An 11,633-nucleotide genomic window follows, 5' to 3' on the forward strand; every position below is an offset into this window, starting at 1 on the left:
GGTCACTCTTATTATGAAAACATTATTACCTACATCTACAGCAGGCAGTTTACCAAAGCCCTTATGGCTTGCAGAGCCAGAAACCCTTTGGTCGCCGTGGAAGCTTCAAAACAACGAACTCATTGAAGGCAAAAAAGACGCCCTGCGCATTGCACTTCACTCACAACAACTCGCTGGTATTGACATAGTGAGCGATGGCGAGCAAACACGCCAACATTTTGTAACTACATTTATAGAGCACCTAAACGGTGTTGATTTTGAAAAACGAAAAACGGTAAAAATACGCGACCGTTACGATGCAAATGTTCCAAGCGTAGTGGGCCCTGTTAGCCGCCAAAAACCTGTATTTGTAGAAGACGCTAAGTTTTTGCGCTCGCAAACTAACCAACCTATAAAGTGGGCACTACCCGGCCCAATGACCATGATAGATACACTTTATGACGACCACTACAAAAGCCGCGAAAAACTAGCCTGGGAATTTGCCAAAATACTCAACCAAGAGGCCAAAGAACTAGAAGCCGCAGGCGTAGATATTATCCAATTTGATGAGCCCGCGTTTAATGTATTTTTTGATGAAGTAAACGATTGGGGCATTGCCTGTTTAGAGCGTGCAATTGAAGGGTTAAAATGCGAAACTGCTGTGCATATTTGTTATGGCTACGGCATTAAAGCTAACACCGATTGGAAAAAAACACTTGGCAATGAATGGCGCCAGTACGAAGAAGCTTTTCCTAAATTACAGCAATCAAATATTGATATTATCTCACTTGAGTGTCACAACTCACACGTACCTATGGACTTACTTGAACTGATCAGAGGTAAAAAAGTAATGGTAGGCTCTATTGATGTTGCCACCAATGAAATAGAAACACCTGAAGAAGTAGCCGCTACTTTACGCAAAGCCCTACAATTTGTAGATGCCGACAAACTCTACCCCTGCACAAACTGCGGCATGGCCCCGCTTTCGCGCGAAGTTGCAAACGCTAAGCTTAATGCATTGAGTAAAGGGGCGGAAATAGTAAGAAAAGAGTTATTAGTGCAGTAGTAAATTTAGTTATAGCGCATTATTAAATTTTATAAATAATGCGCTTAACTCATATTTATAAAAAACTGTATTAATTACTAAAAATCACTTCTAACTATTTAATAAAACAAAATATAATATAAAGAGCTACACTATCGCCCCCCCCCCACTACTACATCATTTCAAATTTCTACACTTGAATTACAAATAATCATACTGTAATACTTAGTATGTAACATTAAGTCTCTACTTTAAGTAGTACAAAGTAAGTATATTTTTACATAAATCATGATTAAAGGACTAGTTATGCTGAATAATGTTAAAAATCTAAAAAAAATTAAAACTAGAATACATCATAAGTACGCAAAAACTTTAAACACGTTAAATACTGAAAAAGATCTTAAAAAATTAATTGATAGTAAGGATGTCATTTCTTTTGATATTTTTGACACTGTTATTGTTCGAAAAATACTTAGCCCCAGTGATATATTTAGGATAGTTGAAAGTATATATAAAAAAAAATATGGAGAGCTTAGTTTTAACTTCTCAGAAATAAGAAGTAAAGCTGAATCAAAAGCGAAAATAAAACTAGATAAAATTTGTATAGGATTATCTGAAATATACGAATATATTAGGTCTTCTTATGACTTAGATATAGAAACGATCAACAAGCTAAAGTTATTAGAAATAGATATTGAGCTAAAGCTATGTACGAAAAATGAATATATATTCTCATTCTATCAGTACTGCATTGAATGTAATAAACAAATCATTTTCACTTCTGACATGTACCTTCCCGAGACCGTTATAGGTGAAATCCTTCATAAAAACGGCTACACAAAATACCACTCACTCTTTGTTTCATCTGTTATAGGTAAGTCAAAGTCACAAGGTGCAATATACCCTCATATCATCAACTCTCTCTCCTGTAGAGCATCTCAGATTCTACATATTGGAGATTACTTCTATGCGGATGTAATAAACTCTTCTAAATTTGGTATAACTCCATATTTTTATCAAAAAACTAGCGAATTGGGCTTTAAAAAAAATGAGTTCAACATTCTAAGGAAACTTTATGATAAAGAATTATCAATTTCCGATTCGATTTACTTTGCAACCATATTCAATAAACACTTTACACATAGAGCGACTAAAAAAGAAATTACCTCTTATGAGTTTGGTTACACATATTGCGGGATACTCTATTTAGGTTACATAAAATGGTTAACGAAGCAAGTTAATGAACAGGGTATTAAAAAGGTGTTTTTTCTCGCTCGTGATGGTTACATGATGCATAAAATATATAATATGATTAATAAATCAAGCCATGTGCCCCCTAGTGAATATATGTATGCCTCACGTAGAGCAATTAACATACCGACTATACAGGATAGTTTAGATTCATTTTCAATGAATATACTTTGTAATTTTATTCCTAATTTAAATGTAGAAGACTACCTTAATAGAGTTCATCTTAAGGCTGACAGACATATAGAGAAAATACAACGTGCTGGATTTATAGATAAAAAGCATATAATTAAAACTGAAGATGACAAAGTAAAGTTAGCTACACTTTTTCAAAGTTTATCAGCTGAAGTGTGTAAAAACACCGCCATCGAAAGAGATGTTTTAGTAAAGTATTTAGACAAAATAGGTTTTACTAAAACTGAAAAAATCGCCATTGTTGATATAGGGTGGCGAGGAACAACTCAACACTCGTTAGAGAAGTTAATGTCCTTCATGGATAAGTCACCAGAAATAGTGGGGTATTACTTAGGAACATTTAGCAAAGCGAAAGAGTTTGTTGATAAAGGTCTAGCCATGTCTGGCTATAGCTGCAATTTATCTCTTCCAAAGTGGAATTATGATGTTTTGAATAACTGCGTAGAGATGTTTGAATTTATTTTTTCTGCGCCGCACGGTTCAGTTATTAACTTTGAAGAGAATAATGGAGCCATCAAACCTGTATTCGAAAGCGCAAATATATCAGCCAAAAAATCTCAGATGATAAGTGAGCTACAAAAAGGGGCTGAGGACTTTGTAAGAGATTTTACAGAGGTTGAAGCAGCCACTATTGAGGTTGATATTGATGCAAAGTCGGCTTTAAGTCCAATTTCAAGACTATTAAACTCCCCTACTTATAACGAAGCAGTGTATTTTGGTAACCTAACACATACTGAATACATAGGAACAAAAAATTATGATAGATACTTTGCTAAAGTAACTGAGCCTTGGTGGGCCCTGCTTAACCCAATAAAAACAAGAAAAATATACTACTCGACAGTTTGGAAAGCCGGACTCAAAAAAAGATATTTGAGGCTTTAGCGAAATTAACGAGTTTATTGAGAGCGTACAGAATTCTGTGTAAGACTAACCTATGACGCTTTCTTGTTTCTTTCAACACCATGACTCAAATAAGCCAACTGCAGCAGCGCCATTTATTTCATGTATTTATAGCCGTTCATCTAAAACTACAAAAATAGCATGAGTATGCTAAGAATCAGTTATTAAGTATTCTGAGTTGTCCAAAGTGAGACCATTTACTTCATAAGTTGTAGCGGCACAAATTAGACTCGAGGCACAAATTAGACTCGACACCCACTATAATTTAACGAACCGAACTGTGTCCCTAAATATGTTGCGTCAAGTAGCCGCTACTTTACGCCAAGCCCTGCAGTTTGTAGATGCCGACAAACTCTACCCCTGCACAAACTGCGGCATGGCCCCGCTTTCGCGCGAAGTTGCTAACGCTAAGCTTAATGCATTGAGTAAAGGCGCGGAAATAGTAAGAAAAGAGCTATTAGTGCAGTAAAGCTTGCTTTAAAACCAGCTATGTAATTAAAACCTGCGCACTTATTTTAAAATTAAGTGCGCTAATACGTATAGCTACTAAGGGGCCTGCAAGCTCAAGCGTATGTTTAGCAAAGTTGATACAGGGTGCTAATTAGCTTTACTAAATTAAATTAAATTAAAAATTGTATGTAAAATATTATCATTGCAACAGTAATAAACGTAAGAAGCCCTATAACCACAGTCCGCTCAGGAATAGAATGAACTATCAGTGATGGCATTTTTTTTAAAACAGGAAAAGTTGGAAAAAAGAAAACTGAATGCTTTTCAAAATTTTTATATTTATCCCACACCTTTGAGAAAAACAGCTTGATACCTGATAGATACATCAATACAAAGGTTGAAGCCCCAAGCACTTCTACCATGGCCATAAGTTCAATACTTACCATTATTTCTGGCCCAGCTAACAGCATGACTATGATTACCGCCAAAGCGTGCCAAAACCCCTTTGACATCGCTATTTTTATCTTATCAAACACCAAATTTCCTTGTAAAGCTAACGAGCAGTGACGTAGCTGCATAATTGCGAAGAGCCGCTGCGTTACTGTCCCAGTGAACGTGTTTAGCGTTTTGTTATATACCGTTTTTTCTACGTCCATCTTCATAAAGAACAAAACAGTCTGCACTAATTTTACGAGACTGTTTTTGTACTTCGCACTCTAGTAAAGCTCTTTTGTTGGCGAGTTCTTGATTCGGATATCCATACCCATAGCCACTTACCCATGCGCCGTCTTTTTCCACGGCAACTGCATAAGCTTTCTGATTCCTATAATTTAGATATCTTTTTATATCACTATCCATTTCCGTTTTTGTAGCTTCTGGAATTGATTTTGTAGCGCAAGAACAAAGAACAACTATTGATAATGGTATTAGAAAAAGCTTCATTGTTTAAAACTCCTTTTTAGGCATATGATGATCCTGTAGATTAACTCGTTATTAAATTTGTTTTTATTGATTAACAAACCATAGCTGAGTTCCTATTTTGGTTCAATTGATTACTGTATTTTTACGCAGAATATTGAAGTGTTTGATATTGTTTTAATTGGCGTTTTGAAGGGATTACGAGTGTTTGAGTGGCTTTTATTTAGGGTAAAAGGGGGTAATCTCCCCAAAAAATAATAGAAGCCAAATGTAGAATTTTCTCTTCTTGTAAACACAGGAGAAAATTATGAAAGAATTATTAAATTTGACACCCACTATAAATAGAATGATTAAATTTTACACCCACTATAAATCAGCGAACTGAACTATGTCACTAAACATTCTCCTCGGGTGCCGAATTAATTTTTTATTACTTGGTCACTTTTATTTCATCCAATAAATAAGTCAGTGGCATTCTCAAACCTGAATTACACGCATGAAAATAACTGCAAGATTGCAGTTTTAATTTTTACTGAGTAATTTTTAATTTATGCGAATAGCTTTTCGCAATTGCTAATATTTGAACGCCGTTTGCGCTTTAAATTTTCACAGTAACTTGCTTGTGAAGTGGTCCTCCCTACTGCACCATGAAATACGCGCGTAAATTGTGTGGTAAGTTTTAACCAGTTTTCTGGCGATAAATTAAGCCTTTCTAACAAAGGAATAGTCATATTATTTATATGCCCAAGCTTATCCTCTCGCATTATTCGCCCTGTTAGCTCAACGAGTTCAAGGTACGATTTAAGCTCAAACGGCAGCCCTTTAGGCATAATCTGACGTGGCATACCTGCAAAACTTAGTAACAGCTTAGGTTGTTTACCTTCTGCCGCGCATGTTAAGCGATTTTGTACACTGGTATGGTCTGATTCTTCTGGTTTGTTAGCCATTTTAGCTCTAATGGGATTTAAATCGACATAGGCCATACAGGCTGCAAGTGCTGCTTCATCAAGAAGTGCTTGAGATTTGAATCTACCTTCCCAGAGACGCCCTGTGCAGTTATCTTCTTTATTTGCTCTGCGAGCAATGTTTTCATTTAACAACCGCATAAACCAGCTGATACTTGATAGGCGCTCTCGGTATTGCTTTACTGTTTGATTAAAAAAGATAAGTTCAACTTTACTTAGCTTTTCACCCTGTATGTATTTTTGTGTTAACAATGTGCCTTTACAGAGTTTATGCCAGCGAATAATAATCGCTTTATCATTTAGCCTATTCGCTTTTTTATCATCTACATACAGTACTAAGTGCGTGTGATTACTCATAACGGCATAAGCACACACGTCGATACAAAATACCTTAGCTAATTCAAGCAACTTATCCTCAACCCACCCTCGTCGATGCTCGTAAGATTGACCAGTAAAACGGTCTTCCCCACATAAAAAAGCACGACGAACACACCGTGAAATACAGTGATAGTATTTTGTATCAACCAAACTTACTTGACGCTTTCTTGCAATAGCCATAAGACACCCTGTTTGCTTTTTTGGACTAAATAAAAGCTAGCCTCTAAGTACGCAAAGAGCAAAATTTAAGATGGGTGTCTAATTTATTTCTTCTGACTCTTTCCAGCCACCATTTCCATCATCAACAAACGGATAGTGTTCTCTGGTTTCATACTCCAACTCTTTAAATTCATCCTTTAGTTTATCTAGTAATGTTTTCATCCTGATCCTTTTCATCTAATACGACAGAGTTTGCTTGAGTAATCTAACGCCTCAATAACCGGCGCAGCTGTGCTGCGTCCGGCGCCTGAAAGGCGCGAAGTTGATTGACTTGTTAAGTTTCAACGTGGCCATAAAATGTTGGCTTTTGAAACAGGAGCTCTAAATTCGACTTTTTGTATTTTTGATAAAAAACTTTGTGATGTGTCATAAACAGCGTTACGGCGCCTATTACCAAACTGGTCTGGATTAGCATTTAGACCTGAGCCATGCCGCTCCCAGTATAACGTGTGATTTGACGGTTTCGCTTCAGATGGGTCGAAAGTGAAAACTACATTAGTTCTTTTCTGCTTCTTTGCTTGAACCAGAACATAATGAATATGATAACCCATTCCATGGTTTTCCTTGATTAATCCCTCATCTTTCACTTTTGGTAATGCTACCAGACAGTAAAATACTACTGGATAGTTTTCTTCAGAAATTATCTCTGATTCTCTTCTGAGCTCAAGGTTGTAATCAATCCCATAGCTTATGGATTCAATTTCACTGTAGGTAAGTTCTCTGACTGCCCTAATGATCCTTGGATGCACTTCACAAAAGTATTTCTCCCCACGTTCTGCGAGAATTTCCTCTAATCTCTTTTCAAGGACTTCCAAGAAGTCGTAAGTTTCACCGTAATACCTAGGTAACTCTTCGAAGTATGGCTGAACTTCAAAATGAGATGCCAAAATCTTAATTGCTCGCCAATGTCTACGTGACCAATACACCATATCTATCCTTGAAACTTAACGCCCCAAGAAGGGGCAATAATACGTGGGCTGAAATACGGAACGAAGTGACGGGAGCCCACGTGTTATTGTCCCGCTTACTTGGTTTGTTATGTTTTAGTTGCCAGAATTTTCATAACCAACTATTTTAATTAGTTTTTTGTCCTTGCCGAAAACATAGGTGAGTATGGTATTTCCCTTGGTCTCATACAAATAAACAAAACGGCCATCTGGATTGTAATCTTCATGCTGAGGCTTCCCCATGCATGAAACAACATGATCCGATGTTGTTTCCCCAACCGGAAATTTAGCGATATTACTTGGACAAGTTTTACTATTCGTATCACCTTCCATTGGTTTAATCTCAAAATCTGCTGCACCCAAACCCGATTCAGTAAATGTCATCATATATTGGGTTGTATCCTCTGGAGTTTTTACGATCCACATTTCACGCCACGAACGAGAGCCAGCTTCTCCGACAGGTTGCTGAATTACAAATTTCAATAGTTCGGAATCTTTGATTTTTGAGCCAAAAACGTTGTCTAACCCAGCTTTAGCATCTGTGATCAGTTTGGCATTGGCAAGTGTGCCTTCCTTCGCTACTCCAGGTTTTATTTGGGATACAGGTGTAAGTTTTTCAGTAGATTTACAGCCTGATATAAGCGCTAGAACAACAGATAATGCAATAATGTATTTCATGATTTTCCCTAATTTAACTACGAAGAGGTGATAAAACATAACTTTTAAATAAGGGGCGCAGGCATGTGGGGCATAATGGCGAAGCCGCCCCGCATGTATGCGTCCCAACGAACGAAGTGAGTGACTTAATTTTTTTGTTATGTGCTACTTTGTTCTTCAAAAGAGAACCCCTTAAAAACAACCTTGAAGATAGAACCTGAACGCATTTCAATTATATGGTTGTAAGCGTCGCCAATAATACTAACGCGATGATCTAATATATCTCCATGGAAAGTGTCATTTGGGTTAAAACTATTTTCTGAACCTAAGAACTCATAGGCGACAACATCTGAATAGATTAACACTAGTGTTCTATCATGTTGTTGACCAAGTAGCTTTAATGTCACTCTTAACGAGCATTCAAATGGCCGTGTATTGTTTCTAAGTTCTTCTGTACACAGCGAAGATACCCATGAATCGTGAAGTGATTGAGGGTGATTCAATTCGTAGTGGTCTTCGTTTGATGCAAAAGAAAATAGCTCTGGAGGCATAGACTTCCGGTTTGCTTTTATTGAATCCAAATAATCGTCGAAGCTAATATTCATTACACAGTACTTTCCTTGGCACATAACTTTCCAATAACGGGCGCAGACATGTGGGGCATAATGGCGAAGCCGCCCCGCGTGTATGCGTCCGAACGAACGCAGTGAGTGCGTTGATTGGCTTGTTATGCGTTGCGCTCACTCATACCTCTGACAGCAAAGAAGTAATAAACTAAAAACCCTAACCATGAAAAGAATAGTGAAGCGAGGCACCAAACTAATTTGTGTCCCCCCTTAGCTTTCTTTGATGTTAGGGCAACTAATACTGGTAAAAGCGTTAGGCTGAAAAGCACAATAAAAATGATAATTTGCCAAATACTCATATTAAAAAGAACTCCTTATCTTTTGTCTTCTATTTAGACGTATAACGCAGAGCTAAACGGCGCACAAAGTGGAGCTGGTTTGTGCGACAATTTGCGAAGCAAATGCACAAACGAGGCGGAACTTTGGGCGTCCAGTGGAGGCCGCAGGCCGAAACGGTGTTTGAGCGAATTGTTAGTTGCTTACAATACATACCTAAGATCACCATCAACAAAACCAATTGAGAATCTTTTTGCAGCATTAATTTTAACAACATTTTCAGCACCAGATTTCAAAAAGCTTTTGGAATAATGAAAAATATTGTTCTCCGCTTCTTTCCACGATTCACCAAAAATAACTGGAGAAACAAGAGCAGAACGATTCTGAGGAACCCAATCTTCATTACAGGCCCAATCATCGCTATTTTTGTCGAAATCGTTTGATCCAATAAGTTCGATGCTAAATGGTGATTCATTAATATTAATGCAAAATGCAACCACTTTCTCTGGTATAACTTCCGCCAACTGAAGATTCAACCATTCGTGAAATTCTGTTTCTGTTTGGATCATGTACGAATCTCGTTTTAGCAACTAACGCCGTTTTAAGAGGCAAATTACAGTTGGTTAAAATAAGCGACGCAGGAGCAAAAACCAACTGTTATTTGTCCGACTTGAAAACCCTTGTTATACGTTTTTGCACTTACTATCTTCATGGCTTCCGCTTAGATTCAACTTGATATCCTTAAGCGAAGGTTTAGCATTTGATATTGCCAAATAGGCATTAGCCAGAGTTTCTGGCGCTGCACAGTAATCAACATCTACGATCACTGTTGAAAAATTTAATGACTTCAATTTCTTCTCTAGCTCAGCAAATGTTAGCTCTGTTTTAGAATTGCTAATTAAGTAATTTGATTCTTTTACATAAATAGTGATTACTTCATCTGCAATTGTGGTAAAGGGCATTGATAAAAGTAGTGTTAATGCAAGAATGCTACGCATAAATCCTCCATGACGTATAACGCCCAAATAATGCGCGCACAGCGCGCTGACTGTGTGTGCCAAACTGCGAGCTTGCGAGCCAGGCACACACTGGCTTAGCGCTGAGCGTCGTGTTAATTTGCTTGTTAGCTCTCGTTACCAAATGTACTTCCTGTAATCAAGGATCCTACCAGCCACTTCACAGGCCTCACACCTAACTATCCAGCCCAACAATGCTTTGTTGCCGACAATGTTTCCTTGACAAATTGGGCATTTTTCATCTGCAACAGCGCTCGGTAATTGCCCACTGCTTTTACGAGAAAAAGCTGAACAAAATGCAAGGAATTCGTCGCTTAGGCTCCAGTAAAGCTCGCCTGATATTTCATAGCAAAATTTAGTAAACCTAATCTGCTTATTTGTGGCTTTTTCCTCTGGGCTTGAGCTCATCTTTGCATCTATAGCAGCGTTAATGCTTCGGTAACGTTCAGGCCACTTTTCTCGGTCGATCATTTCTTGGCAATCAAGAAGCTCTTCCATTGAATATGTTGAATAATCTGGCTCACTCATGTTCCCCTCCGAGAGAGCTAACAATTTTGTCTACGACATTTGTCGTTTTATAAACCGACAAATGTCCATATATTACAGTGCATTTATCTTAACCATCAAATAAACACCTGTAAACAATTAGTTAACTGGAAAATATTTTTTAATCAATGCACAAATACACCGAAATGGTGGAGATCAGTAATACTGGACAAAACAATATGCACTGTCTATATATACAGTTAATTTTTTGCTAGAGATTCATATCATGAAATCACCTTTTTTAACTATGATAGCCGAACAAATGTATCTAAAGCGTTATGCTAAAAGTACCATTAAAGCGTATTTATACTGAATAGCTTCGTTTATTCGATTTAACTCTATGAGGCACCCAACAACAATGGGAGATAATGAGGTTGAGCTTATTATTTAAAGAGGTGATTCAAAAGCCACTCTTATTAGGCATTTTTAAAACAAAAAAGCACAGCCCACAAGCGCCATGCTTTTTAAATCAATCTTAACCTAGTTCGGTTTACAAACGAATACCGCCGTCTATTTCAACCACGCGACCAGTGAAAAAGTCGTTTTCGATTATGTACTGTGCAGTATGGGCAATTTCGTCGCTTTCGCCTAAACGCCCTACGGGTGTTACTGCAAGCATGCGCTGTTTGGCTTCGGGTTTCATGGCGTCGGTCATGGCGGTGCTTATTACACCTGGTGCAATAGCGCCTACGCGTATACCAAAACGGCCAAGCTCTTTAGCCCATGTGGTTGTAAGTGCCACTACGCCTGCTTTTGATGCCGCGTAGTTTGTTTGGCCTATGTTACCTGCGCGCGCTACACTCGACATATTCACTATTACGCCCCCTTTGCCTGATTCAATCATGTGGCTTGCAGCTTCGCGTCCTGCTAAAAACACACCAGTCAGGTTTACATCAATCACTGATTGAAATTGCTCAAGGGACATTTTTTTAACCACTTTTCCATCTTTAGCTTTAATAAACATGCCGTCTCGTAAAATACCGGCGTTGTTTATAAGCACGCCAATGTGGCCAAAATCGCTATTAATGGTATTAAATACGTTTTCTACTTCGCTCTCAACCGTTACGTTTGCGGCGTAGCCTTTAATAGTGCCAGATACACCTTCCAGCTGTGTGAGTTCTTCGCATGCGTTGTTTAACAGCTCCTGCGCCATATCTATAAGTGCGATGTTAGCGCCCATAAGGGCAAATTTTTTCGCCATTGCAAAGCCTAAGCCTTGTCCGCCACCGGTTATTACTACCGTGTTATTTTTAATTTCCACGCCTTGC

14 protein-coding genes and 1 pseudogene are annotated in these 11,633 nt (G+C 38.0%); 3 read left to right on the forward strand and 12 right to left on the reverse strand.

Translation table 11 applies throughout. From position 1 onward, the window contains the following. Window positions 1–13: 13 nt before the first annotated feature. The 3 genes and pseudogenes from NQT65_RS02620 to NQT65_RS02630 form a co-directional block, all read left to right on the forward strand. A complete protein-coding gene (locus NQT65_RS02620; protein ID WP_256850432.1) occupies window positions 14–1,045 on the forward strand; it encodes a methionine synthase in 1,032 nt (343 codons plus the stop codon). 285 nt (window positions 1,046–1,330) lie between these two features. Then, window positions 1,331–3,349: an HAD family hydrolase gene (locus tag NQT65_RS02625; protein WP_256850433.1), complete on the forward strand. Its 2,019-nt coding sequence runs from the start codon at window positions 1,331–1,333 to the stop codon at window positions 3,347–3,349. A 322-nt stretch (window positions 3,350–3,671) separates the two neighbouring features. Further along, window positions 3,672–3,836, forward strand: a pseudogene (locus NQT65_RS02630) (methionine synthase); the annotation flags it as partial. A gap of 151 nt (window positions 3,837–3,987) precedes the next feature. On the opposite strand, the gene NQT65_RS02635 reads toward NQT65_RS02630, so the two are convergent. The 12 genes from NQT65_RS02635 to NQT65_RS02690 all read right to left on the reverse strand — a co-directional run bounded on the left by NQT65_RS02635 (window position 3,988) and on the right by NQT65_RS02690 (window position 11,626). Further along, on the reverse strand, window positions 3,988–4,353 hold the full coding sequence (locus NQT65_RS02635; protein ID WP_256850434.1) for a hypothetical protein: 366 nt from the start codon (window positions 4,351–4,353) through the stop codon (window positions 3,988–3,990). Between the two features lie 94 nt (window positions 4,354–4,447). Then, on the reverse strand, window positions 4,448–4,759 hold the full coding sequence (locus NQT65_RS02640) for a hypothetical protein (protein ID WP_029772268.1): 312 nt from the start codon (window positions 4,757–4,759) through the stop codon (window positions 4,448–4,450). Between the two features lie 524 nt (window positions 4,760–5,283). Then, the gene (locus NQT65_RS02645; RefSeq protein WP_256850435.1) at window positions 5,284–6,258 is read right to left on the reverse strand and encodes a transposase; all 975 of its coding nucleotides are present in this window, start codon (window positions 6,256–6,258) and stop codon (window positions 5,284–5,286) included. Between the two features lie 78 nt (window positions 6,259–6,336). After that, entirely contained in the window at window positions 6,337–6,459 is a 123-nt protein-coding gene (locus NQT65_RS02650) for a hypothetical protein (protein WP_256850436.1), read from the reverse strand. A gap of 119 nt (window positions 6,460–6,578) precedes the next feature. Then, window positions 6,579–7,184 (reverse strand): hypothetical protein, encoded by a 606-nt coding sequence (locus tag NQT65_RS02655; protein ID WP_256850437.1) that lies wholly within the window; start codon window positions 7,182–7,184, stop codon window positions 6,579–6,581. 156 nt (window positions 7,185–7,340) lie between these two features. Then, the gene (locus NQT65_RS02660) at window positions 7,341–7,922 is read right to left on the reverse strand and encodes a hypothetical protein (RefSeq protein ID WP_256850438.1); all 582 of its coding nucleotides are present in this window, start codon (window positions 7,920–7,922) and stop codon (window positions 7,341–7,343) included. Window positions 7,923–8,059: 137 nt separating this feature from the next. Beyond that, entirely contained in the window at window positions 8,060–8,506 is a 447-nt protein-coding gene (locus NQT65_RS02665; protein WP_256850439.1) for a hypothetical protein, read from the reverse strand. Between the two features lie 122 nt (window positions 8,507–8,628). Beyond that, complete coding sequence (locus NQT65_RS02670; protein ID WP_256850440.1) at window positions 8,629–8,826, reverse strand: PLDc N-terminal domain-containing protein; 198 nt, start codon at window positions 8,824–8,826, stop codon at window positions 8,629–8,631. Window positions 8,827–9,006: 180 nt separating this feature from the next. Next, window positions 9,007–9,372 (reverse strand): hypothetical protein, encoded by a 366-nt coding sequence (locus NQT65_RS02675; protein ID WP_256850441.1) that lies wholly within the window; start codon window positions 9,370–9,372, stop codon window positions 9,007–9,009. A 114-nt stretch (window positions 9,373–9,486) separates the two neighbouring features. Next, complete coding sequence (locus tag NQT65_RS02680; RefSeq protein WP_256850442.1) at window positions 9,487–9,801, reverse strand: hypothetical protein; 315 nt, start codon at window positions 9,799–9,801, stop codon at window positions 9,487–9,489. A gap of 135 nt (window positions 9,802–9,936) precedes the next feature. Next, a complete protein-coding gene (locus NQT65_RS02685; RefSeq protein ID WP_085065397.1) occupies window positions 9,937–10,347 on the reverse strand; it encodes a hypothetical protein in 411 nt (136 codons plus the stop codon). 508 nt (window positions 10,348–10,855) lie between these two features. Then, a complete protein-coding gene (locus tag NQT65_RS02690) occupies window positions 10,856–11,626 on the reverse strand; it encodes an SDR family oxidoreductase (protein ID WP_256850443.1) in 771 nt (256 codons plus the stop codon). Between the last annotated feature and the right edge of the window lie 7 nt (window positions 11,627–11,633).

The organism is Pseudoalteromonas agarivorans, from assembly GCF_024518735.1.
GTDB classification, from domain to species: domain Bacteria; phylum Pseudomonadota; class Gammaproteobacteria; order Enterobacterales; family Alteromonadaceae; genus Pseudoalteromonas; species Pseudoalteromonas atlantica.

Bases quoted from the DNA above. Each gene is read 5' to 3' on its own strand.
- NQT65_RS02670 (WP_256850440.1), bottom strand. From the start codon at position 8,826: ATGAGTATTTGGCAAATTATCATTTTTATTGTGCTTTTCAGCCTAACG.
- NQT65_RS02625 (WP_256850433.1), top strand. From the start codon at position 1,331: ATGCTGAATAATGTTAAAAATCTAAAAAAAATTAAAACTAGAATACAT.
- NQT65_RS02620 (WP_256850432.1), top strand. From the start codon at position 14: ATGAAAACATTATTACCTACATCTACAGCAGGCAGTTTACCAAAGCCC.
- NQT65_RS02675 (WP_256850441.1), bottom strand. From the start codon at position 9,372: ATGATCCAAACAGAAACAGAATTTCACGAATGGTTGAATCTTCAGTTG.
- NQT65_RS02650 (WP_256850436.1), bottom strand. From the start codon at position 6,459: ATGAAAACATTACTAGATAAACTAAAGGATGAATTTAAAGAGTTGGAG.
- NQT65_RS02645 (WP_256850435.1), bottom strand. From the start codon at position 6,258: ATGGCTATTGCAAGAAAGCGTCAAGTAAGTTTGGTTGATACAAAATAC.
- NQT65_RS02680 (WP_256850442.1), bottom strand. From the start codon at position 9,801: ATGCGTAGCATTCTTGCATTAACACTACTTTTATCAATGCCCTTTACC.
- NQT65_RS02640 (WP_029772268.1), bottom strand. From the start codon at position 4,759: ATGAAGCTTTTTCTAATACCATTATCAATAGTTGTTCTTTGTTCTTGC.
- NQT65_RS02665 (WP_256850439.1), bottom strand. From the start codon at position 8,506: ATGAATATTAGCTTCGACGATTATTTGGATTCAATAAAAGCAAACCGG.
- NQT65_RS02660 (WP_256850438.1), bottom strand. From the start codon at position 7,922: ATGAAATACATTATTGCATTATCTGTTGTTCTAGCGCTTATATCAGGC.
- NQT65_RS02685 (WP_085065397.1), bottom strand. From the start codon at position 10,347: ATGAGTGAGCCAGATTATTCAACATATTCAATGGAAGAGCTTCTTGAT.